The sequence below is a fragment of the Rhizobium sp. Pop5 genome, assembly GCF_024721175.1.
GTDB lineage: Bacteria > Pseudomonadota > Alphaproteobacteria > Rhizobiales > Rhizobiaceae > Rhizobium.
Map to the genome: position 1 here is coordinate 144,404 of NZ_CP099399.1, position 21,375 is coordinate 165,778.

The window sequence follows — 21,375 nt, forward strand, 5'->3', positions numbered from 1 at the left end:
CACACGCTCAGCTGACGCGGGCTGCTGCCCTGCGGCGCTCGTTGACCGGCTGGTAGGCAAGCCGCTGATGATAGCTGCAATAGGGCGAGTTGTCGGGGGATTCGCAGCCGCAGAAATGGAAGTCTTCCTTCAGCGGATCGCCGACCGGCCACTTGCAGGTGCGCTCGGTAAGCTCCGTCAGGCCGAGACGGCGGGAAATCGGCACAACCACGTTGCCCTTCGGCACGTATTCCATTTCCTCGATCGTTTCGATCTCGATCTCTTCCTTCAGCATCGTTGCGCCCTGCTGGCGGGTAACGGTGCGGGTGGCGATGCGCGAGGCATAGTTCGGGGCGCGCGGCGCCGACGTAGTACGCTTGGGCGCTCGCGCCGTCGTGGCCGTGCCGCCGGCCTTGGCGCGGCCCGGAAGGCTCAGTCGATGAACCTTGCCGATGACAGCATTCCTGCTCACTCCGCCAAGCTGCGCCGCGATCTGGCTGGCGCTCAGCCCTTCGGACCAAAGCTTCTTGAGTTTTTCGACCCGCTCGTCTGTCCAGTTCATGCCCTGTCTCCACCTTTTGCGTTGGTGATGGCAGAATCCCTCACCGTTGTCCCGGAAGCCTCCGAAACAAGAAACGCCTGATCAATTTTGGTGACTAGTTCCGCCGCATGCAGTCTAGTAATTGAACTTTAACCTAGTGTGAGGCTGACTCCGTGACAAGAGTCGCGTGAATCCGGATGAATCGAATTTCGGGTTTTCCCCAACTTGCTGCCCCTGCGTGTCATTTCTGCAATAATGCCTGTTGAAGACTTGAAATGCCGCTGTACACGCTTGCTGCATGCGCTAAGGGCGCAGTTTTGTTGACATTGCAGCGCGAAAAGGAAATAGTACCGCTTGCCGCCGCGAGGCGGCATTTTTGATTTTTCGGGCCTGGTTTCTTAGCCGGAGTCAGTTGCCCCATAACTTTTAGATCAGGAGATCGCGCCATGGCTGAAGCCGCGCCGCTTTATGACACCTATTCTCGTGCCCCGCTGCGGTTCGAGCGAGGCGAGGGCGTGTGGCTGATCACCGAAAGCGGCGAGCGATATCTCGATTTTGGCGCCGGCGTCGCCGTCACATCGGTCGGCCACAGCAATCCGCATGTTGTGGGCGCGCTGAAGGAGCAGGCCGACAAGGTCTGGCACCTCTCGAACATTTATGAAATCCCGGGTCAGGAGCGCCTGGCAAAGCGCCTGACGGACGCCACCTTCGCCGACAAGGTTTTCTTCACCAATTCGGGTGCGGAAGCGCTCGAATGCGCGATCAAGACGGCGCGCCGCTACCAGTTTTCCAAGGGCCATCCCGAGCGGTTCCATGTCATCACCTTCGAGGGCGCTTTCCACGGCCGGACGCTCGCGACGATCGCCGCGGGCGGCCAGGAGAAATATCTCGAAGGCTTCGGCCCCAAGGCGCCGGGCTTCGATCAGGTGCCTTTCGGCGATATCGAAGCGGTCCGCGCTGCGGTCACCGATGCCACGGCCGCAATCCTCATCGAACCGGTGCAGGGCGAGGGCGGTGTCCGTCCTGCCACCAACGAGTTCATGAAGGCGCTTCGCCAGATCTGCGACGAGAAGGGCCTGCTGCTGATCCTCGACGAAGTTCAGACCGGCGTTGGCCGCACCGGCAAGCTCTTCGCCCACGAATGGTCGGGCATCACTCCCGACATCATGGCTGTCGCCAAGGGCATCGGTGGCGGTTTCCCGCTCGGCGCCTGCCTTGCCACAGCAGAGGCCGCTTCCGGCATGAAGGCCGGTACGCATGGTTCGACCTATGGCGGCAATCCGCTCGCCATGGCCGTCGGCAGCGCCGTGCTCGACATCATCCTCGCCGATGGCTTCCTTCAGCATGTGCGCGACGTCGCGCTGGTTTTCCGCCAGGGCCTCGCCTCGTTGAAGGATCGTTATCCCGATGTGATCGAGGATATCAGAGGCGAGGGGCTGTTGCTTGGCGTCAAGGCCGCAGTCCCCTCAGCCGAACTGCTGCAGGCGATCCGTGCCGCCCATCTGCTCGGCGTGCCTGCCGGCGATAACGTTATCCGCCTTCTTCCGCCCCTCGTCGTCACCGCCGAGGAAGCCCGCGAGGGCCTTGCCCGCATCGAGCGCGCCGCTGAGAGCATTCGCGCGTCCAAGGTCAAGAAGACGGCTTGAACGAGGTAGGAAGACGATATGACACCTAAGCATTTCCTTGATCTTTCGGCGGTCACATCAGCCGATCTCAGAACCATCATGAACGATGCGCTCGCCCGCAAGCAGGCCTTCAAAACCGGCAAGGACGACAAGCCGCTGGCCGGCAAGATGCTGGCGATGATCTTCGAAAAGCCCTCGACGCGCACCCGCGTCTCTTTCGATGTCGGCATGCGCCAGCTCGGCGGCGAAACGCTGTTCCTCTCCGGCACCGAGATGCAGCTCGGCCGCGCCGAGACGATCGGCGACACCGCCAAGGTTCTGTCGCGCTATGTCGATGCGATCATGATCCGCACGACCGAGCATTCGCGCCTGCTGGAGCTTGCCGAGCATGCGACCGTGCCGGTCATCAATGCGTTGACGGACGATACCCATCCTTGCCAGATCATGGCCGATATCATGACGTTCGAAGAACACCGCGGCCCGATCAAGGGCAAGACCATCGCCTGGACCGGCGACGGCAACAACGTGCTGCATTCGCTGGTCGAGGGCGCCGCGCGCTTCGGCTACCGCATGAACATGGCCGTGCCTCTTGGTTCCGAGCCGAAGGATCACTATCTGAACTGGGCCCGCGATGAGGGCGCCGAAATCATGCTCTGCCATGATGCCGACCGTGCGGTCGCCGGCGCCGATTGCGTGGTGACCGATACCTGGGTCTCCATGAATCAGGAACATCGGGCCCGAGGTCATAATGTCTTCCAGCCTTATCAGGTCAATGCGGCCTTAATGGCGAAGGCCGGCAACGATGCATTGTTCATGCATTGCCTGCCCGCCCATCGTGGTGAGGAAGTGACGGATGACGTGATCGACGGCCCGCAATCCGTGGTCTTCGATGAGGCGGAAAACCGTCTTCATGCGCAGAAATCGATTCTTGCTTGGTGCCTGGGCGCGATCTGAACCATAATCTGGTGTCGCCGAGTCAAAAACTGGCGACCGCGCGAGCGTCGGGCACCTTGGCCGTCGCTCTGAAAATTAGGAGTGAAAGCCATGGCAGAAGCTGCAGCCGCCCTCGGCCAGTTCGATTTCGCCGGCGATGACCACGTCGTTCCCTTTCAGGTGGAGGGTCTGGATGTGCGCGGTCGCGCCGTCCAGCTCGGCCCGATGCTCGATGCGATCCTTGAGCGCCATCACTATCCCGCGCCCGTCGCCCGGCTGCTCGCCGAAGTCGTCGTGCTGACGGTGCTGCTCGGCACCTCGCTGAAGTTCGACGGTAAGTTTACGGTGCAGACCAAGGGCGATGGTCCGGTCGATCTTCTCGTCGCCGATTTCTCGACGCCGGAAAATGTCCGCGCCTATGCGCGTTTCGATCAGGCGTTGCTCGCCAAGGCGGTTGCAGCGGGCGAGGCCGAGCCGGAGCAATTGCTCGGCAAGGGCGTGCTCGCCTTCACCATCGATCAGGGCAAGTTCAGCCAGCCTTACCAGGGCATCGTCGCGCTCGACGGCACCTCGCTCGAAGATATCGCCGGCGTTTATTTTCGCCAGTCGGAGCAGATCCCGACGCGCGTGCGCCTTGCCGCGGCTGAACTCTTCGACCGTGACGAGGCCGGCAAGCCGCGCCATCGCTGGCGGGCGGGAGGCCTCGTCGCCCAGTTTCTGCCGGAGGCCCCGGAGCGCATGCGCCAACCGGATCTCCATGGAGGTGATGGCGATACCGGCGACCGTCCGCATGGCGAGGATGACGCCTGGGTCGAAGCCCGTTCGCTGGTCGAGACGATTGATGCCGATGAACTGACCGATCCGCTTGTTGGCACCGAACGACTGCTGTTCCGGCTCTTCCATGAACGCGGTGTGCGCGTCTATGAACCCAGAGCGGTCTTCGACCGCTGCAGCTGTTCGCGCGAAAAGATCGGCGGTGTGCTGAAGGGTTTCAGCGCCGAGGAAATCGAGGCGAGCCAGGAAAACGGAGAGATCGCCGTCACCTGCGAATTCTGCTCGACCACCTACCGCTTCGAGCCGGTCGAGTTTCAACCGGCCGAATAGGCTCAGTTGAGGACGCGCAGAAGCCCTGGTGAATCCAGCGAGAAGGCGGGTATGTCGACATCGAACAGCTCGCCTTCATCCGTTTCCATCTGGTAATGGCCGAACATCAGGCCGGACGGCGTATCGAGCGGGCAGCCCGAGGAATATTCGTAGGTGTCGCCGGGGCTGAGCCGCGGCTGTTCGCCGACAACGCCGGGACCGGTCACCTCATCCACCTGTCCGTTCTGGTCGGTGATGTTCCAGTAGCGGTTGACGAGGCGAACGGCTATGCCGGAATTATTGCTGATGACAATCCGGTAACCCCAGACATAGCGGTCGTCTTCCGGATCGGATTGCTCCTCCAGATAGAACGGTTCAACTACAACTTCGATCTCTCTTGTGAGGGCGCGATACATGCCTTGCACCTTAGTCAAGATATGTTACCCGTATCTTATAAGAGGCCTTGTCCGTCAAGGAACGGAACGTTGATCATCGATGAAATGGTCATGATCGAAGGGTTTTCGAACATTAAGCCTAATCGTCAGTGTTAATATTACTGCGAACGCCGGCGTCAGCGGATTTGTTCCGAAGCTGCGGCCGAACAGGTCCGCCTGGCGGAGCGGCGAGCCGGACCCGATCAGGGCCGGCCGCCATTGTCGCTGGTCAGGCCGAGACCTTGGAAAGCGCCCGTGCGAAATCCTCGATCAGGTCGTCGGTATCCTCGATGCCGGCCGAAAACCGGACCGTGCCCGCAGAAATGCCGAGTTCGGCGCGCGCCTCTTCCGTCAGGTTCTTGTGCGTCGTCGTTGCCGGGTGCGTAATCAGGCTCTTGCTGTCGCCGAGATTGTTGGAGATCTTGACGATCTCCAAAGCATTCTGCAGCGCGAAGGCAGCTTCCTTGCCGCCCTTCAGCTCGAAGCAGACCAGCGTCGAGCCGCCCGTCATCTGCTTGGCGATGATATCGGCCTGCGGATGGTCCTTGCGGCCGGGATAGATGACCTTGGCGACCTTGCCCTGCTCGGCCAGGAAATCGGCGATCTTCGCCGCGTTCTCAGTCTGCTGCTTGACGCGCAGCGGCAGCGTCTCGATGCCCTTGAGGAGCGTCCAGGCGTTGAACGGCGACATGGCCGGGCCGGTATGGCGGAAATAGTCGTGCAGGTTCTCGTCGATCCATGCCTTGTCGGAAAGCACGACGCCGCCGAGGCAGCGGCCCTGGCCGTCAATATGCTTGGTGGCGGAGTAGATGACGATATGGGCACCGAGTTCCAGGGGCTTCTGGAAGAGCGGGGTGGCGAAGACGTTGTCGACGACGACCTTGGCGCCGATCTGGTTGGCAAGCTTGGCAACGCCGGCGATGTCGATCACTTCGAGCGTCGGGTTGGTCGGGCTTTCCAGGAAGAACACCTTGGTGTTGGGGCGGATGGCCTTTTCCCAGTTGGCAAGATCGCGGCCGTCGATGAGCGTGCACTCGATGCCGTATTTCGGCGCCAGCGTCTCCACAACCCAGCGGCAGGAGCCGAACAGCGCGCGCGCCGCGACGATATGATCGCCCGATTTCAGCTGGCAGAGGATAGCGGCGGTGACGGCGGCCATGCCGGAAGCCGTCGCGCGGGCGTCTTCCGCGCCTTCCAGCGCGCACATGCGCTTCTCGAACATGTCGTTGGTCGGGCTGCCGTAGCGGGCATAGATGAACCCGTCGGTCTCGCCCTTGAAGCGTGCTTCGGCCGCCTCGGACGTGTCATAGACGAAACCCTGCGTGAGATAGATTGCCTCGGACGTCTCGCCATATTGCGAACGCAACGTTCCTTCGTGGACGAGTTGGGTTGCCGGGCGCCAGGTCTTGCTCATGCCATCACCTTCACATAACAAAAAAACCGGCCGCAAAAGCAGACCGGTTTCACACCCGGTCTTTTTAGCCACTTGTTTAACGTGGCTGCAAGCCGACCGGCCAAATCACCACGGGATAATTCTGCAATACTGCTGTTAGCTGCTTGCGTCAATTCCCCGAGTTTGGTTTTGTCGGCGGCAAATGATGGATGGGGCATGATGGCTCGCGAAACGGGAATTCTGGCTGACCGCGCAATCTCGGCGCTGTTCGAAACGGGGCGTCTTATCTCCGAGCGGGAGCTGGACCGCGACCAGATCCAGCCGGCCAGTCTCGATCTGCGCTTGGGCGCCAAGGCTTTTCGCGTGCGCGCCAGCTTTATGCCAGGCCCCTCGCATCTGGTGTCGGACAAGCTCGACCGGCTAAGCCTGCATGTGATCGACCTTTCCGAGGGTGCGGTGCTCGAAACCGGCTGCGTCTATATCGTGCCGCTGATGGAAAGCTTGGCGCTCCCGGCCGATATGTCCGCTTCGGCCAATCCGAAGAGCTCGACCGGAAGGCTCGATATCTTCACCCGCGTCATCACCGATTACGCCCAGGAGTTCGACAAGATCCCGGCCGGCTATGCGGGCCCGCTCTATCTCGAAATCAGCCCGCGCACCTTCCCGATCGTCGTGCGCCGCGGATCGCGCCTGTCGCAGATCCGCTTCCGCGTCGGCCAGGCACTGCTCGGCGAGCCGGAGCTTTTAAAGCTGCATGAAAGCGAGACGCTGGTCGCCAGCAAGCAGCCCAATGTTTCCGGTGGCGGCATTGCGCTCTCGATCGACCTGACCGGAGACAAGGACGGCCTGATCGGCTATCGCGGCAAGCACCACACCGCCGTCGTTGACGTCGACAAGAAAGATCAGCACGACATCTTCGACTTCTGGGAACCGCTCTATAGCCGCGGCCGCAACGAGTTGATCCTCGATCCCGACGAGTTCTATATTCTCGTCTCGCGCGAGGCCGTGCATGTGCCGCCGGATTATGCCGCCGAAATGACCCCCTTCGATCCGCTGGTCGGCGAATTCCGCGTCCATTATGCCGGCTTCTTTGATCCGGGCTTCGGCCATGCGCCGGCCGGCGGGCGCGGCAGCCGCGCCGTGCTCGAAGTGCGCAGCCACGAAGTGCCTTTCATCCTCGAAGACGGCCAGATCGTCGGCCGCCTGGTCTACGAGCACATGCAGGAAAAGCCCGCAAGCCTCTACGGCTCTGGCCTCGGCTCGAACTACCAGGCCCAGGGCCTTAAGCTCTCGAAGCATTTCCGCATCTGAAGCCTTGCACCTGCCGCGACTTGACAGCGGCCCCCATCTGTTGGAAATCTCAGCTCAACGCGGGTGTAGCTCAATGGTAGAGCAGCAGCTTCCCAAGCTGAATACGAGGGTTCGATTCCCTTCACCCGCTCCAGCTGCTCATTCATCTGATCTCATTTTTCGTTTCTGTCGCCCGCGATGTACTTGACTGCATCAGCAGCGGATTCGAGCATACGCTCCGACATGGCCTGATCGGTCATGATGCGAGAAATGGTTACGGCGCCCACCATGAGGGACAGCACGACCATGGCCTTGTCATAAGGTTTCGTGCCGTCCGATGTCGGGATCAATTCGTCGAGAATCTGAAGGTGCGCTTCGATGCCATTCTGGAAGGGAATTCGCACCTCCTCACTCTGACGCGCCGCGTCGGACCCGAGCGCTGCCAAGGGGCAACCATCGCCTTTCTCTTCCTGGTGCCCGGTCGAAAGGTACATGCCGACAACCGCGCCGAAGGGATCGGCGCTTCCGGCGGCAACCCTTGACCACCTGCCAACCGCGCTCTCCATCGCTCGCCCGGATGCCAGCGCCGCAAGATCATCCTTCGATTCGAACTGCTTGTAGAATCCGCCCTGAGTGAGGCCGGCACCTTTCATCAAATCCTTCAGCCCGATCCCATCAAAGCCATGCTCCCGGAAGAGCCGGCTTGCGACATTGATCACCGTTTCACGATTGGCCTCGGCCTGAGCCCGACTGACTCTCATAGCGATCTCCAATTAGATTTCATTTGACATCTATACCAGAATTAGAGTTAGATCGCAATCTAAACGAATAGCTGCGCCCGTCAATAAGGGTTAATGACATGAACCGCAAAATTCTCTTCGCCTCTTTCGGCCTTCTGGCGGCTGCCGGCGCCACGGCGTTCGTCCTTTTCGGGGAGCCCGCGAAAAGGGACGCGCAAGCCGCCGATCCCCGCATCGCGCCACCATTCGTCAAGCTGATAGAGGCAACGAGCCCGGAGACAGCCGAACGTACCTTCACCGGCACCATTGCCGCCCGGGTGCAGAGCAATCTCGGTTTTCGTGTGCCGGGCAAGATCATGCAGCGCTATGTGGACGTTGGCGTGCAGGTCAAGGCCGGCCAGCCGCTGATGCGCATCGACGAGACCGATCTGCGTCTCGCACTGACGGCGAAACGAAACGCGGTCGCTGCAACTGAAGCTATGCTGACCCAAGCGCAAGCAGACGAGAGACGCTACGCCGCTTTGGTGAAAAACGGATTGGCCGCGACCCCGCAGCGCTATGAGCAGGCAAAGGCAGCACTCGACACCGCGACCGCGCAGCTTGCCGCGGCGGAAGCGGATGCGAAGGTCGCAGAAAACGAGACCGCCTATTCCGTCCTGGTTGCCGATACTGACGGAACGGTTGTCGAAACGCTCGGAGAGCCGGGGCAAGTCGTGATGGCAGGACAAACCGTGGTCCGGCTCGCACAGGCCGGCCCGCGCGAGGCGCTGGTCTGGCTTCCCGAATTCCTTCGGCCGCAGCTCGGCGAGGTAGCCGACGCCAGCATCTATGGAAAGGAAGGCCGGGAAGACAAGGCGCGGCTGCGGCAGATCTCCGACGCCGCCGATCCCCAGACCCGCACCTATGAAGCCCGCTGGGTTCTGGACGGCGCGGCAGCGTCGGCCCCGCTTGGTGCGACCGTGACGATCAGAATCTCCAACAGCAGCGGCCAATCGCATGCCGCGGTTCCCGTTGGCGCCGTTTTGGATGATGGCAGTCGAACCGGCGTCTGGGTATTCGATGAGGAATCTTCGACCGTCCACTTCCGACAGGTGAAAATAGAACAGATGGGTGAGGAGGTCGCGGTGGTTTCCAGCGTCAATGCAGGCGAGCCGGTCGTCGCTCTCGGCGCCCATCTGCTGCAGGACGGCGCCAGCGTGCGCACCAAGGTGGAACAGGCAGAGGCGGTAAACTGATGAACTTCAATCTATCCGCGCTCGCCGTTCGCGAGCGGGCCGTCACGCTGTTTTTCATCGTTCTGCTGGCCGCCGCCGGCGCTTATGCATTCGTCAAGCTTGGACGCGCGGAGGACCCCTCCTTCACCATCAAGACCTTGACGGTAACGGCCGTGTGGCCGGGCGCGACAGCGCGCGAAATGCAGGATCTTGTCGCTGAGCCGCTGGAGAAGCGCCTCCAGGAGCTTACTTGGTACGATCGCGTCGAGACGACAACGCGGCCGGGCTACGCCTTTTTGACCGTCACACTGAAGGACAGCACGCCGGCCGCGGCCGTCGAGGAGGAATTCTATCAGGCCCGAAAGAAGCTTGGAGACGAGGTCCGCAACCTGCCGAGGGGCGTGCTCGGTCCCTTTGTCAACGACGAGTATTCCGATGTCAGCTTCGGGCTTTATGCGCTGAAGGCCAAGGGCATGCCGATGCGCGAGCTCGTACGCCAGGCCGAGGTGATCCGCCAGGATCTCCTGCATGTGCCGGGAGTCAAGAAGATCAACATCCTCGGAGAGCAGCCCGAACAGATCTTCGTAGAATTCTCCTATGCCAAGCTCGCCACTCTCGGCATTTCGGCCCAGGACATCGCGGCCGCCTTGCAGCGGCAGAACACCGTGACGCCGGCAGGATCGATCGATACGCGCGGCCCGCAGGTCTTCATTCGCTTCGATGGCGCCTATGATAGCATCCAGGCGATATCAGACACGCCGATCGTCGCCGCTGGGCGCACCTTGAAGCTCTCGGATTTTGCCGAAGTACGGCGCGGTTACCAAGATCCGGCCACCTATCTCATTCGCCATGACGGCGAGCCCGCGATCATGCTTGCCGCGGTGATGCAACAGGGCTGGAATGGTCTGGAACTCGGCAAGGCGCTGGAAGAAAGATCCGCCGCGATCGCAAAGACCCTGCCGCTCGGCATGACGCTCGCCAAGGTCAGCGACCAGGCCGTCAACATCGACGAAGCCGTCGGCGAGTTCATGCTGAAATTCGCCATGGCGCTCGGTGTCGTATTGTTCGTCAGCCTCGTCAGTCTCGGCTGGCGTGTCGGCATCGTCGTCGCTCTGGCTGTTCCGCTGACCCTTGCCGTCGTCTTCCTCATCATGCTGGAAACCGGTCGGTTCTTCGATCGCATCACCCTTGGCGCGCTCATCCTCGCGCTCGGGCTTCTGGTCGACGACGCCATCATCGCCATCGAGGTGATGGTGGTGAAGATGGAAGAGGGTATGGATCGCATCAAGGCGGCCGCCTATGCCTGGAGCCACACCGCAGCCCCTATGTTGTCGGGTACGCTCGTGACGATCATCGGGCTGATGCCGGTCGGCTTTGCCCGATCGACCGCCGGCGAATATGCGGGCAACATCTTCTGGGTCGTCGGCTTTGCCCTAATCGTCTCCTGGATTGTCGCGGTGATCTTCACGCCCTATCTCGGCGTCAAGATGCTGCCGGCGATCAAGCCGGTCGAAGGCGGCCATCACGCCATCTACAACACCCCGAATTACCGGCGCCTGCGGCGGCTGATCGAATTTACCGTGCGCCACAAGTTCCTCACCTGTGCGGTGGTCGTCATCGCCATGGGGGCCTCCGTCGTCGGAATGGGCGCGGTGAAAAAGCAGTTCTTCCCGACGTCGGACCGTCCCGAAGTCCTCGTCGAAGTCCGCATGCCCGAAGGCACCAGCATCGAGACGACGACGGCAACGGTTACGAAGCTCGAAGAATGGCTGCAGAAGCAGCCGGAGGCGAAGACAGTCACCAGCTATGTCGGCCAGGGCGCTCCCCGCTTCTTCTTTGCCATGGCGCCGGAATTGCCGGACCCGTCTTTCGCCAAGATCGTCGTGCTGACCCCTGATGCTCACACACGCGAGGTCTTGAAGCTTCGCCTGCGCACTGCCGTTTCGGATGGGCTTGCCCCAGAGGCCTATGTCCGCGTCACGCAGCTCGTCTTCGGTCCTTACACGCCGTTTCCGGTCGAGTTCCGGATCACCGGCCCTGATCCGGAGCAACTGTACCAGATATCCGAGAAAGCCCTCGACATCATGAAGAGCGTGCCGGATGTGCGCCAGGCGAACCGCGATTGGGGCAACCGTACGCCGGTGCTGCGCTTCGTTCCCGACCAGGATCGGTTGAACCTGATCGGCCTGTCGCCGGCCGAGGCAGCCCAGCAGTTGCAATTGCTGCTGAGCGGAATTCCGATTACGGAGGTTCGCGAGAATATTCGCAACGTGCCTGTCATCGCACGTAGTGCTGGCGACAACCGGCTTGATCCCTCAAGATTGGCGGACTTCTCGCTGATGAGCCGGGATGGGCGACAGGTTCCGCTCGATCAGATCGGCCACTCGGAAATCCGGTTTGAAGAACCGATCCTGAAACGCCGCGATCGAACGCCCGTCATCACGATCCGTTCGGATATCAACGAGGCGACACAGCCGCCTGAAGTATCAGGGCAGGTTCTGAGGGCGCTTCAGCCGCTGATTGCCTCGCTTCCCGTGGGATATCGTATCGAGATGGGCGGAAACATCGAGGAATCGCTCAAGGCCAACGACGCCCTGGTCAAAGTCTTCCCGGTGATGATTGCCGCTATGCTCATCGTTATCGTGCTGCAGGTCCGCAACCTGTCGACCATGACCATGGTCATGCTGACGGGGCCGCTCGGCCTTGCCGGGGCGGTTCCGGTCTTGCTTCTCTTCGACAAGCCCTTCGGCTTCAATGCCATTCTCGGATTGATCGGACTGGCTGGAATCCTGATGCGCAACACCTTGATCCTGACGGAACAGATCAAGGAGAATGAGGCAGCCGGTCTCGACAATTATCACGCCGTCATCGAGGCGACGGTGCAGCGGACACGTCCCGTCGTCTTGACGGCTCTTGCGGCCGTCCTTGCCTTCATTCCTCTCACCCACTCGGTGTTCTGGGGGTCGATGGCATACACGCTGATCGGTGGAACGGCGGTCGGGACCGTGATGATCCTGCTCTTCCTTCCCGCTCTCTACGCCACATGGTTCCGCATCAAGCCGACGGAAAATGAAAGTCATGAAAATTCACCGAAGAAGGTGGAGCTACCAACGGCAATGGCTGCCGAGTGATGTTCTCTGGCGGTGGCAATGACTTTCGCGGACCCGATAGAAGCGACGTTGAGCAGTCACGGATGCAAATTCTTGAGGTCGCGGAAAAATATTTTCGCCGGGTTGGCTACCATAAGACGTCAGTCGCCGACATTGCTTCGGAGCTCGGAATGAGCCGCGCGAATGTTTATCGCTTCTTTCCTTCAAGGACAGCGATCAACAGTTCTGTCTGCGGACTTGTTGTCAAAGAGGTTGCCGAAATCGCTCTGGCGATCGCGCAAACGGATGCGCCGGCGAGCGAAAGGCTGGTTGATCTTTTAACCGCCATCCATCGGCACAGCACGAGAACCTTGGTGGAGGACAGGCCTATGCACGAGTTGCTCGTAGCGGCCATGGATGGAAGCTGGGCAACCATCAATGCGCATAATGTGCAAATCCTGACAATCCTCAAGGCACTTGTCCGCGAGGGTGTCCAAACAGGCGAGTTCAAAGTCGAAGACGCCGACGAAGCTGCAGAAGGCATCAATACCGCGTTCTTGCCGTTTTTCCATCCGATCCTGGTTGAGCAGCGCGTCCGGGAGGGTGAGCCCACTGCAGTGAGCCTGGATGCGCAAATCCGCTTTATCATGAAGGCTCTCGGCAAGTCAGACCGCGCGCCTGCCTGAAAGGCACAGGCGCGTAATTAATGGCTGCCGACCTTGTGCTCTCCGATGAAGTCATTATCTAGTGCGCTAGATAAAAGTACGCTAGGTAAAGCCATGTCGAACAACAAGATCGCATCCCGCCACGCGGTAGGCACCCAACTTTCGTTTGCGCTCTATGGCGCAGCCAATCGGATGGCGCGCCTTCATAAGCCATATTTGCAGCCGCTCGGCCTGACATTCCCGCAGTACCTGGTGATGCTGGAACTTTATGACGGTACGCCCCGCGCCGTAGGGGAGTTGGGTTTAAAGCTCGCTATGGACACGGGAACGATCACGCCGTTGCTCAAGCGTCTGGAATCGGCCGGCATGGTGACCCGCACGCGCGATCGCGAGGACGAGCGGCGGGTGCTCATCCATCTTACCAAGATAGGTGAATCGCTGCGCGAGGAGCTTTGGGCCGTCACCGCCAAGATCAAGACGGCTTGCCAGCTCACGGACGAGGGGCTGGTCGATCTGCGCGACACTCTGCACGCATTTGCTCGCCCCGCCCGCGATTGAGACGGGCCTACTTCCACATCAGAGAAGGGACATCCTATGAAGATCGGAATCATCGGCGCCGGGAATATCGGCGCGACTCTGGCGAGAAAACTCGCCGCCGGCGGTCACGAGGTCAAGCTTGCCAATTCAAAGGGGCCGGACACCATCCGCGATCTTGCCGGCGATATCGGAGCGGCTGCCGTTTCGAAGGAAGAAGCCGTCCAGGGCGTCGACGTGGTCGTTCTTTCGATCCCGTTCGGAAACTATCGCGATCTCGGTGGGCTCTTCGGCGATGTCGCTAAAGAGGTCGTGGTGATCGATACGTCAAACTATTATCCGTTTCGCGACGGTGCGATCGCGGACGTCGATGGCGGCATGCCCGAAAGCGTTTGGGTGAGCGGGCAAATCGGCCGGCCCGTCATCAAAACTTGGAACGCCGTGCTGGCAGCAACGCTGGCGGAGAAGGGACGGCTTGACGGCACGGATGGACGCATCGCCATTCCGGTTGCGGGCGACGCTCCGGAAGCAAAGGCGATTGCCATAGAGCTGGTTGAGGCCATCGGCTTCGAAGCGCTGGATACAGGAGGGCTGGCGGCGTCCTGGCGTCAGCAACCCGGCACCCCCGCTTATTGCACCGAGCTCGCAACAAGTGAGCTGAAAGAAGCGCTGCGATCGGCGGACCGATCCCGCGCAGCCAACAATCGCGATGCGCTGATCAATGAATTCTTCGCGGTAGGCGCGAGTTTGACTCATGATGAAATGGTCGCTCGAAACCGAGCGGGGACTGCCGCTCCGAAATCCTGAATTCGGTGAGCTCTTGCTGCATGGCCTATCGTCCAGGTCCATCGCGGCGCTCCAGCGTCCCTCCCACCCTTCATGACGGCGGGGCCTTCGGGCTCGCCGTCATGCCCCGGCACGTTTGGAGGCGCGATCGTCGGAAAAATCTCCGTAGAGCAAAAAGTGCTTGATTTTATATTTCGATTGACATCTAAAGCAAGGATAGATGTCGATTGAAATCTTACGTGCTTGGATGCCAGGTTCTAGAAAGCTGTCTTTGCGACAGGGTAAGGAGTCTGACCTTTCTATCGAAGCACGTAATCGCGCCCAGCCAGGAGCATGCATGTCCACAAATAAAGTCGTCGTTATCACCGGAGCATCCTCCGGAATAGGCGAAGCTTCAGCCCGCCTTCTTGCACAAAACGGTTTCCAGGTCTTTGGGGGCGTACGTGACCCGAAGCGCGTCAATTCCATTCCCGGCGTGCGCTATGGGATTGTCGACGTGACCGATGACGTCTCGGTCTCGAATTTTGTTCAATGGGTTTTGTCCGAGGCGGGCAAGATTGACGTCCTGATCAATAACGCCGGCGTTTCGCTGGTCGGCCCTGTCGAAAACACGTCGCCTTCCGAAGCTCAAGCGGTATTCGATACCAACGTTTTCGGTCCGTTGCGAATGATTCGCGCTGCTTTGCCCTCCATGCGCGCCGCCCGCAGCGGACTGATCATCAATATCAGTTCGGTCCTCGGCTTCCTGCCGGCACCGTTCATGGGAATATATGCCAGCAGCAAGCATGCGCTCGAAGGCCTGTCCGAGTCGCTGGACCATGAAATTCGTGAATTCAACGTGCGCGTGGTCCTTCTCGAGCCGACCTTCACAAACACCAAGCTCGATGTAAATGCGGCACAAACCGAGGCGCCTTTGGGGGCCTATGCGACGCAGGCCGATGCAACCATCAAGGCGGTACAGGCCCAGATCAGAACCGCGCCATCGGCGCTTTCAGTAGCAGAAAAGATCTTGGCCGCAATCAACGGTCCATACCGAATGCGTCAACCGGCCGGTGGCCAGGCGAAGCTGCTCAGCTGGCTGCGCAGGTTTATGCCGGCAAACGCGGTCGATAGCAGTCTGAGAAAGACATTCGGGTTCGGAAAAAGAAGCGCGTCCTGAGCTTCGCCTAGACTTCCAGACGTCGTCGGCTAGCAGCATCATTTCAGTGGTTCCCGCTGACCTCGACGACGTCATCTGCCTCTTAGACCGCAGCTCCATTTGAGCGCTCTATCTCTCCCAAGCGATGCCTAGTAAACCTAATCCCCGAAGAACCGGATCGGCTTGTATTGGCGATGCGCGATGATCAGGCTTCTGTCGGGCTGAATGATGTAGGTTTCCTCGACCTGCCGGCCGTATTGGTCGATGAAATCATGCGGGAAGGCTGAACCGACGGGCGATTTGGTGAGCTTTGTGCGCGGTTGACCGCTATAGGTGATGCTGCCCGGGATGGGTTCGAGGCCGGGGCCGCTGTAGGTTACACTGTTGCATCCCGCAAGGACGAGAGTGCCGACAAGGCCGATGATTGCAGGTTTCATATCCACCCCTCCCAATGCCGTGAATGACATCACTCTACTCCTTGCCGGATAGAGTTCACGACACAAATGCCCATGCCGCTCTTCAAGCTTTCGGGAAGCGTCCCCGCGGACGTCGTGATCGAGCAGTCGGCGGCCAGCTATTGATATTAGGGTGGAAATCCCGTTCCGCCAGTCGTGTGGCAACCCATCCATTGCCGAAACCTGTACCGTCTGCTAGATCGGCATTGTCGAAAAAGGCAGGATCGGTTGAGGTAAGCCCGATCCCTTCCGCGAGAGCGCAGCGCTCTCAAGAAGCTCTGCTCCGTGCCCTGGCACGAGAACCCGCGACGTGGTCCGCATGAAGATGCGGGATCCCGGCGGCGTGCGGAGACGGCAAAAGCAGTCCCGGGATTTTTTTCGAACGGAGACTGTCATGCGCCTGAACCATCTTGATTTCTACGTGCCCGATATTGCCGCTACGGCGGATTTCTTCCTGCGTTATTTCGGTCTGGAATTAGGGGAGATGAACGAACGGATCGGCCGGGCGATCCTCTACGACGACCAGGGCACGGAGGTCGTTCTCAGTCGCCCGTTGCCGAAATTCGGCGGTGCCGATCAGTTCGAGCTGCAGAGGCAAACCTATCATATCGGCTTTATCCTAGCTGAAAGATCGGATGTCGATCAGCTTCATGTTCGCCTGGCGGCGGATGACGCTGCCGTTTCCGGACCGCCTGCCGCTATTCGCGGTGGCTGGCTGTTTTATTGCACGGCGCCGGGAAACATCCTCGTCGAGGTCGGCTGGCGGCCGGGCTAAAGCAATTCCAGCAAAAATGTGTAGCGCTTTTGCCAGGCAAAGCGCGAAGCGCTTTTGCCCGGAATGCGTGAAAACAAAGAGATAGAGCAGCTCCGCAATTCGGAGAAAAACGGAGATGCTCCATCCCAAAAAACAAAGGGCGGCCGCGGCCGCCCTTTCCCATGCTTGTTTCGATCGCCTCAGAACTCGGTCCAATCGGCGTCCTTGCTTGACGGTGTGCTGCTGCCCGTACCGAAGGCGTTCGCGATCTTCTGGCCGAGCGCGCGAGCCGGCGAGGCGGCCGGGCGGGCGGTTCCTTCCTTGGCAATACGGATCGGTGTCTTGGCAACCGGGCGCACAGTGGCGCGTGGCGCCGCGGCCGGCGGCCGGGCCGGCGTGATCGGTGCGGCGGCGGCAAAGCCGCCGGTGCCCGTCAGCCTGAACTGGCCGAGCAGGTTGTTGAGCGCTGCTGCCTCCGTGGCGAGGTTTTGGCTGGCCGCTGTCGATTCCTCGACCATTGCCGCATTCTGCTGCGTGCCCTGGTCCATAGTGTTGACGGCGGTGTTGATCTCCTGCAGCCCGATCGACTGCTCGCGCGAGGCCTCGGCGATCGCGTGGACGTGCTGGTTGATCTCTTGCACCTCCTGGACGATTGCGCTGAGCGCCTTGCCGGTTTCGCCGACAAGCGAAACCCCGGTCTGCACATGTGTGCCGGATGTGGTGATCAGAGCCTTGATTTCCTTGGCGGCGTTGGCAGAACGCTGCGCGAGTTCGCGCACTTCCTGGGCGACGACGGCAAAGCCCTTGCCGGCTTCACCGGCACGCGCCGCTTCGACACCTGCGTTCAAGGCCAGCAGGTTGGTCTGGAAGGCGATGTCGTCGATGACGCCGATAATGTTGCCGATTTCGACCGACGACTGCTCGATCTGCTGCATGGCGGAGACCGCCTTGCGGACGATCTCGCCCGATTTTTCGGCGCCGAGGCGGGTATGGGCAACGAGCTGGCTCGCTTCCTCCGCACGCTTGGCGGCGTCGCGCACTGTCGTGGTGATCTCTTCGAGTGCCGCCGCCGTCTCTTCGACGGAGGCAGACTGCTGTTCCGTCCGCTTGGAAAGCTCGTCTGCGGAAGAGCGGATCTCGTTGGCGCCGGCGCTGATCGCCCGGGCATTGGCGCCGACGGTATGCATGGTCTCGTTGAGTTTCTCGACCGAATTGTTGAAATCCTGGCGCAGTGCATCGAGATGCGCAACGAAGGGCTGGTCGATATGCGAGGCGAGATCGCCGGCGGCAAGGCGGCGTAGGCCATCGCCGAGCGCCTGGACGGCGCCTTCGAGTTCGGATGCCTCGCGCGCCTGCTGCGCCTCGCGTTCCCGGCGTTCGCCGTCGCTGACGTTGCGGTCGGCTTCGGCGCGCGCCTCAATCCGGACGCGCTCGATCGCGTTGTCGCGGAAGATCGAAACGGCCTTTGCCATCTGGCCGATTTCGTCACGGCGGTCGAGGCCGCTGATATCGCTGCTGGTATCGCCTTCGGCAAGCCTCGTCATGCGCAGGCGCAACTGCGCCATCGGGCCGGCAATACCCGTCTGTGCCACGGCGACGCTGAAGCTGATCGCGGCGAGGACGGCAATGCCGATCACGGCGAAGCAGAGGTTGATCTGTTCGTTGACGGAGGCCGAGAGCGTGTCGCCGCCGTCGGTGAGCATCGCCATCATCGCGTCGTTGTTCGCAATCATCTTCGGTGTCAGCGCATCGAGTTTGGCATTGACCAGGGCGACATTCGCCTGGGCGCCGGCGCTGTCCTTGGTCTTGCTCTGCTCGATGATCTTGGCCGAGAGAGCTTCGATTTCGTCGATGCCCGCCTGGATTTCATCAATCGCCGCTTTGCGGCTGGGCACGAGGGCCAGTGCCTGTTTCATCCGGTCACGGGCCTGCGGCAGCCTGCTCGGCGTGGAAAGCGTCTTATCGAATTCCGGCGTGCCGGGCTTCATATCGGCAAGCAGACTGACCTGAAGCACCGAGGCGACCACCGATGCGCTGGCGCGCGCGCTCAGCATCGAGGCTTGCGCTTCATGGTCGATGAAGGCGCCATAGGCTGTATCCGCACGACGGAACTCGGCGATGACATAGAAAAGCCCGGCCATCGTGATCAGCCCGAGGAGCGCCACGACCGATATGATCTTTGTGCGGATTTTCAGATGCTTCAGCATGGAAATATCACCCGATTGGCCGAACGTGTCGGCGCTTTGAAATCAATTGTTGCGAACAGAGCGCTGCTGACGGTTGCATCATGCGATCGGCTGGCGGGGTCCGATGTCGTCGCAACAAATAAAGGCGCTATTCTTTAATTCCGCCCTAACGCGGAATGCCGGGATGCCCATAATTTCCAGGGGCTGGGCTGTTATCCCCGACATACTGCAAGAAGTACAATCACGGCGATATTCCTTCTTGCCGCCAATCGCCTTTTCGCTGTAGCGGCAGATCGCTCCTCGCGTAAAATGGATACCTCTGGCAGGGAAACAGCGTGATCGGGCGGCCCGGGCGCATATTCCCCGCCGACCATGACTCTGATACATCTCGGTTACGTTTGCGCTCAACCCGAGACCGGATCACGATGATGCAATCCAAGATGCCATCCCTGATTTTGAAGGGATTTCTTGCGTTCGGGCTGTTTCTCGGGGCATTGTTTTCGGGTTTTGCAGCATCGGCTCAGCAGGCATCCCCTTCACTGCCGCTGCTCTTCGATGCACGCGAACGCCTGGCCAAACCGGATCTTTCCTCGCTGGTCCGTCTGCGCTTCCTGACATCGGTTGATTTTCCACCCTTCAACTTCACCGATCAGAACGGCAAGCTCTCCGGTTTCGACGTCGATCTCGCCCGCGAAATCTGCAGCGAGCTTGAGATATCGGATAAATGCCAGATCCAGGCGATCCCCTTTGCCGATCTCAAAGATGCGCTCGCCGCCTCGCAGGGCGATGCTGTCATTGCTGGCCTTGCCGTGACCCCGGAGCTTCGCAGGCAGTTCGTCTTCTCCAGGCCCTATCTGATGCTGCCGGCGCGCTTCGTGCGCAATCTCGCGGCGCCGATCGATGGAAAGACGGCCGCGGCACTATCGGCCCTGCCGGTCGGCGTCGTCAGGGGCACGGTGCACGATGCGATGTTGGCCGCTTTCTTTCCGGGTCTGAAGGCCGAGCCGTTCGATACCAAGGAGGCCCTGCTTACCGCACTCAGGGACCGCAAAGTCGATGTCGCCTTTGCCGATGCGCTTCAGCTTTCCTTCTGGGTTTCTTCGCCGGCCTCGGCCAAATGCTGTGCGCTCTTCGACGGCCCTTATCTCTCCGAACATTTCCTCGGTGAGGGCATGACGATCATGCTGCGGCAAAAGGATAGCGTGCTGACGTCAGCCATCGACCACGCGCTCGCTGCGCTGTCGCGCAACGGCCGTCTTCAGGAAATCTATCTGCGTTATTTCCCCTATGGGCTCTACTGAGGCCACAACCGGACTTCAGCCCTTGCGGAAACGGGCAATTGCGCTGCGCTCGATCGCTGCGCAGGTGAGCTTGTCGAGGCCGAGCCGATCGCGCAGCAGGCTGAGCAGCCGCAGTTCCTCTGCCTTGACGGAAAGATCGGCGGAGGCGACCTCGACGGCGAGTGCATAGGCCGTGTCGTAGAGTTTCGCGGGCAGGGTGTCGCGCACGGTTTCCAGAACGACGTCGAGACCTTCCGGCCCGGCAAGCAGCGAGGCGCAGTCGCGCGCGACGGAAATCAGGTTGTCGTCATCGAAATCCCGGAAGACGGGCAGGAATCCGATCAACTGGCCGATTCTTTCCAGCTCCCTGTCATTCATCGTGCTGTCGACGGCGGATGCCATCACCATCACGTAGATCAGCGCATCATGGGCGGAAAGCGGCTTGTTCATTTCTGATTCCTTTTTCGATCAGCCCAGATTAGGAACTGGCAGTGGTCTTTACAAGGGATCGGCAGCATTCCGCGGCTGCCGGGCCGCTGGCTGATTGCGGCGCGGATCGTCGCCATAAAGACCCTTTCCCGCCTGCCTGGCTTTCTCGGCGGCGGCTGCAAGCGGCGAACCTGCCGGCGCTTCCGCCCAGCCATTTTCGGCGAGCCATGAGCCGAGGTCCTCTGTGCCGAGCCGACAGGCGGCCGTCGACGTTCCCTGCCATTCCGCTGTCTCGAGATCGCAGGTAACGCTGCGATTGCGCAATAGCAGGCGCAACGCCGTCTTCGCCATCATGCCGCAGGGCCATTGCCGGCTTGCCGGCCCGCATATCTTGTCGACCGGCGTCGGGATGACGCCGGCAAGCTGAAGCCTTCGCTCGCCGAAGGAAAGAATGCCGGCATTTTCAACCGCCGGCCGTGACAACTCCGTCGCCTTTTTCGTGTCGACACTTGCCACGCCGCGCTCCGTCGTCTCCGCCAGTTGTTTGGCATCGGCGGCTTTGGACATCGTGTCGTCAGCTGTATCAGGGGAGGGCGGAACCGGCGGCGCGGCCGAGCGGGCAATCATTTCGGCGTGCTCGTCCGATATCGGCGCCGGCTGTGCGACGGTCCCAGGAACGGCATCCGCCGTCGCTGTCGTCATTTCCTCTGCAGGCGCGATCTCTTCTCCGCCCGCGCCGCCGCCAAGCTTTGCTTCGCCCGCCATCAGCAGGCCGGCGACCACCGCAATCCCTGTGATACCTGTAACCAAGGCGGCAGGGCGCATGG

At 60.7% G+C, this 21,375-nt stretch carries 20 protein-coding genes, 1 tRNA gene and 1 riboswitch; of the genes, 13 read left to right on the top strand and 8 right to left on the bottom strand.

All coding sequences use genetic code 11. The features are described 5' to 3' along the window. Positions 1 to 7: 7 nt before the first annotated feature. Entirely contained in the window at positions 8 to 541 is a 534-nt protein-coding gene (locus NE852_RS02885; RefSeq protein ID WP_008524275.1) for a GcrA family cell cycle regulator, read from the bottom strand. Positions 542 to 966: 425 nt separating this feature from the next. Here NE852_RS02885 and NE852_RS02890 point away from each other — a divergent pair, with 425 nt between their 5' ends. The 3 genes from NE852_RS02890 (at position 967) to NE852_RS02900 (ending at position 4,182) form a co-directional block, all read left to right on the top strand. Continuing rightward, positions 967 to 2,166: an aspartate aminotransferase family protein gene (locus NE852_RS02890; protein WP_008524274.1), complete on the top strand. Its 1,200-nt coding sequence runs from the start codon at positions 967 to 969 to the stop codon at positions 2,164 to 2,166. Positions 2,167 to 2,184: 18 nt separating this feature from the next. Continuing rightward, entirely contained in the window at positions 2,185 to 3,099 is a 915-nt protein-coding gene (gene argF, locus NE852_RS02895) for an ornithine carbamoyltransferase (protein ID WP_008524273.1), read from the top strand. Between the two features lie 90 nt (positions 3,100 to 3,189). Beyond that, the gene (locus tag NE852_RS02900; protein ID WP_008524272.1) at positions 3,190 to 4,182 is read left to right on the top strand and encodes an Hsp33 family molecular chaperone; all 993 of its coding nucleotides are present in this window, start codon (positions 3,190 to 3,192) and stop codon (positions 4,180 to 4,182) included. A gap of 2 nt (positions 4,183 to 4,184) precedes the next feature. Here the strand turns inward: NE852_RS02900 and apaG are convergent, their stop codons facing one another. Next, on the bottom strand, positions 4,185 to 4,577 hold the full coding sequence (gene apaG / locus NE852_RS02905; protein ID WP_008524271.1) for a Co2+/Mg2+ efflux protein ApaG: 393 nt from the start codon (positions 4,575 to 4,577) through the stop codon (positions 4,185 to 4,187). A 247-nt stretch (positions 4,578 to 4,824) separates the two neighbouring features. Next, positions 4,825 to 6,009, bottom strand: a complete 1,185-nt coding sequence (locus tag NE852_RS02910) for an O-succinylhomoserine sulfhydrylase (RefSeq protein WP_008524270.1) — start codon at positions 6,007 to 6,009, stop codon at positions 4,825 to 4,827. 43 nt (positions 6,010 to 6,052) lie between these two features. Then, positions 6,053 to 6,131, bottom strand: a riboswitch (SAM riboswitch). Between the two features lie 73 nt (positions 6,132 to 6,204). Here NE852_RS02910 and NE852_RS02915 point away from each other — a divergent pair. After that, positions 6,205 to 7,299: a 2'-deoxycytidine 5'-triphosphate deaminase gene (locus NE852_RS02915; RefSeq protein WP_008524261.1), complete on the top strand. Its 1,095-nt coding sequence runs from the start codon at positions 6,205 to 6,207 to the stop codon at positions 7,297 to 7,299. 59 nt (positions 7,300 to 7,358) lie between these two features. Continuing rightward, positions 7,359 to 7,432: transfer RNA gene (locus NE852_RS02920), tRNA-Gly, on the top strand. A 19-nt stretch (positions 7,433 to 7,451) separates the two neighbouring features. On the opposite strand, the gene NE852_RS02925 is transcribed toward NE852_RS02920, so the two are convergent. Then, on the bottom strand, positions 7,452 to 8,039 hold the full coding sequence (locus NE852_RS02925) for a TetR/AcrR family transcriptional regulator (protein ID WP_008524259.1): 588 nt from the start codon (positions 8,037 to 8,039) through the stop codon (positions 7,452 to 7,454). A gap of 98 nt (positions 8,040 to 8,137) precedes the next feature. Here NE852_RS02925 and NE852_RS02930 point away from each other — a divergent pair, with 98 nt between their 5' ends. From NE852_RS02930 to NE852_RS02955, 6 genes are all read left to right on the top strand, one after another. Further along, positions 8,138 to 9,253, top strand: coding sequence for an efflux RND transporter periplasmic adaptor subunit (locus NE852_RS02930; protein WP_008524257.1), 1,116 nt, complete (start codon positions 8,138 to 8,140; stop codon positions 9,251 to 9,253). Further along, a complete protein-coding gene (locus tag NE852_RS02935) occupies positions 9,253 to 12,363 on the top strand; it encodes an efflux RND transporter permease subunit (RefSeq protein ID WP_008524255.1) in 3,111 nt (1,036 codons plus the stop codon). The genes NE852_RS02930 and NE852_RS02935 overlap by 1 nt, the downstream gene beginning before the upstream one ends. 62 nt (positions 12,364 to 12,425) lie before the next feature. Further along, complete coding sequence (locus NE852_RS02940) at positions 12,426 to 13,007, top strand: TetR/AcrR family transcriptional regulator (RefSeq protein WP_008524253.1); 582 nt, start codon at positions 12,426 to 12,428, stop codon at positions 13,005 to 13,007. A 93-nt stretch (positions 13,008 to 13,100) separates the two neighbouring features. After that, the gene (locus NE852_RS02945) at positions 13,101 to 13,544 is read left to right on the top strand and encodes a MarR family winged helix-turn-helix transcriptional regulator (protein ID WP_008524251.1); all 444 of its coding nucleotides are present in this window, start codon (positions 13,101 to 13,103) and stop codon (positions 13,542 to 13,544) included. A 36-nt stretch (positions 13,545 to 13,580) separates the two neighbouring features. Beyond that, positions 13,581 to 14,327 carry an NADPH-dependent F420 reductase gene (locus NE852_RS02950; protein ID WP_258156184.1) on the top strand — a complete coding sequence of 249 codons (747 nt, stop codon included), beginning with the start codon at positions 13,581 to 13,583 and terminating at the stop codon, positions 14,325 to 14,327. A 316-nt stretch (positions 14,328 to 14,643) separates the two neighbouring features. Continuing rightward, positions 14,644 to 15,465 (top strand): oxidoreductase, encoded by an 822-nt coding sequence (locus tag NE852_RS02955; protein WP_008524237.1) that lies wholly within the window; start codon positions 14,644 to 14,646, stop codon positions 15,463 to 15,465. Between the two features lie 137 nt (positions 15,466 to 15,602). Here the strand turns inward: NE852_RS02955 and NE852_RS02960 are convergent, their stop codons facing one another. After that, the gene (locus NE852_RS02960; protein WP_008524235.1) at positions 15,603 to 15,881 is read right to left on the bottom strand and encodes a hypothetical protein; all 279 of its coding nucleotides are present in this window, start codon (positions 15,879 to 15,881) and stop codon (positions 15,603 to 15,605) included. Positions 15,882 to 16,293: 412 nt separating this feature from the next. Here NE852_RS02960 and NE852_RS02965 point away from each other — a divergent pair, with 412 nt between their 5' ends. After that, complete coding sequence (locus tag NE852_RS02965; RefSeq protein WP_008524233.1) at positions 16,294 to 16,674, top strand: VOC family protein; 381 nt, start codon at positions 16,294 to 16,296, stop codon at positions 16,672 to 16,674. Positions 16,675 to 16,853: 179 nt separating this feature from the next. On the opposite strand, the gene NE852_RS02970 is transcribed toward NE852_RS02965, so the two are convergent. Further along, the gene (locus tag NE852_RS02970) at positions 16,854 to 18,860 is read right to left on the bottom strand and encodes a methyl-accepting chemotaxis protein (protein ID WP_258156185.1); all 2,007 of its coding nucleotides are present in this window, start codon (positions 18,858 to 18,860) and stop codon (positions 16,854 to 16,856) included. 404 nt (positions 18,861 to 19,264) lie between these two features. Here NE852_RS02970 and NE852_RS02975 point away from each other — a divergent pair, with 404 nt between their 5' ends. After that, positions 19,265 to 20,140, top strand: a complete 876-nt coding sequence (locus NE852_RS02975) for a transporter substrate-binding domain-containing protein (RefSeq protein WP_008524225.1) — start codon at positions 19,265 to 19,267, stop codon at positions 20,138 to 20,140. A 15-nt stretch (positions 20,141 to 20,155) separates the two neighbouring features. Here the strand turns inward: NE852_RS02975 and NE852_RS02980 are convergent, their stop codons facing one another. Beyond that, the gene (locus NE852_RS02980) at positions 20,156 to 20,569 is read right to left on the bottom strand and encodes a tellurite resistance TerB family protein (RefSeq protein ID WP_008524223.1); all 414 of its coding nucleotides are present in this window, start codon (positions 20,567 to 20,569) and stop codon (positions 20,156 to 20,158) included. Between the two features lie 48 nt (positions 20,570 to 20,617). After that, entirely contained in the window at positions 20,618 to 21,373 is a 756-nt protein-coding gene (locus tag NE852_RS02985) for a thermonuclease family protein (RefSeq protein WP_008524222.1), read from the bottom strand. Between the last annotated feature and the right edge of the window lie 2 nt (positions 21,374 to 21,375).

Bases quoted from the DNA above. Each gene is read 5' to 3' on its own strand.
- NE852_RS02885 (WP_008524275.1), bottom strand. From the start codon at position 541: ATGAACTGGACAGACGAGCGGGTCGAAAAACTCAAGAAGCTTTGGTCC.
- NE852_RS02890 (WP_008524274.1), top strand. From the start codon at position 967: ATGGCTGAAGCCGCGCCGCTTTATGACACCTATTCTCGTGCCCCGCTG.
- argF (WP_008524273.1), top strand. From the start codon at position 2,185: ATGACACCTAAGCATTTCCTTGATCTTTCGGCGGTCACATCAGCCGAT.
- NE852_RS02900 (WP_008524272.1), top strand. From the start codon at position 3,190: ATGGCAGAAGCTGCAGCCGCCCTCGGCCAGTTCGATTTCGCCGGCGAT.
- apaG (WP_008524271.1), bottom strand. From the start codon at position 4,577: ATGTATCGCGCCCTCACAAGAGAGATCGAAGTTGTAGTTGAACCGTTC.
- NE852_RS02910 (WP_008524270.1), bottom strand. From the start codon at position 6,009: ATGAGCAAGACCTGGCGCCCGGCAACCCAACTCGTCCACGAAGGAACG.
- NE852_RS02915 (WP_008524261.1), top strand. From the start codon at position 6,205: ATGATGGCTCGCGAAACGGGAATTCTGGCTGACCGCGCAATCTCGGCG.
- NE852_RS02925 (WP_008524259.1), bottom strand. From the start codon at position 8,039: ATGAGAGTCAGTCGGGCTCAGGCCGAGGCCAATCGTGAAACGGTGATC.
- NE852_RS02930 (WP_008524257.1), top strand. From the start codon at position 8,138: ATGAACCGCAAAATTCTCTTCGCCTCTTTCGGCCTTCTGGCGGCTGCC.
- NE852_RS02935 (WP_008524255.1), top strand. From the start codon at position 9,253: ATGAACTTCAATCTATCCGCGCTCGCCGTTCGCGAGCGGGCCGTCACG.
- NE852_RS02940 (WP_008524253.1), top strand. From the start codon at position 12,426: ATGCAAATTCTTGAGGTCGCGGAAAAATATTTTCGCCGGGTTGGCTAC.
- NE852_RS02945 (WP_008524251.1), top strand. From the start codon at position 13,101: ATGTCGAACAACAAGATCGCATCCCGCCACGCGGTAGGCACCCAACTT.
- NE852_RS02950 (WP_258156184.1), top strand. From the start codon at position 13,581: ATGAAGATCGGAATCATCGGCGCCGGGAATATCGGCGCGACTCTGGCG.
- NE852_RS02955 (WP_008524237.1), top strand. From the start codon at position 14,644: ATGTCCACAAATAAAGTCGTCGTTATCACCGGAGCATCCTCCGGAATA.
- NE852_RS02960 (WP_008524235.1), bottom strand. From the start codon at position 15,881: ATGAAACCTGCAATCATCGGCCTTGTCGGCACTCTCGTCCTTGCGGGA.
- NE852_RS02965 (WP_008524233.1), top strand. From the start codon at position 16,294: ATGCGCCTGAACCATCTTGATTTCTACGTGCCCGATATTGCCGCTACG.
- NE852_RS02970 (WP_258156185.1), bottom strand. From the start codon at position 18,860: ATGCTGAAGCATCTGAAAATCCGCACAAAGATCATATCGGTCGTGGCG.
- NE852_RS02975 (WP_008524225.1), top strand. From the start codon at position 19,265: ATGATGCAATCCAAGATGCCATCCCTGATTTTGAAGGGATTTCTTGCG.
- NE852_RS02980 (WP_008524223.1), bottom strand. From the start codon at position 20,569: ATGAACAAGCCGCTTTCCGCCCATGATGCGCTGATCTACGTGATGGTG.
- NE852_RS02985 (WP_008524222.1), bottom strand. From the start codon at position 21,373: ATGCGCCCTGCCGCCTTGGTTACAGGTATCACAGGGATTGCGGTGGTC.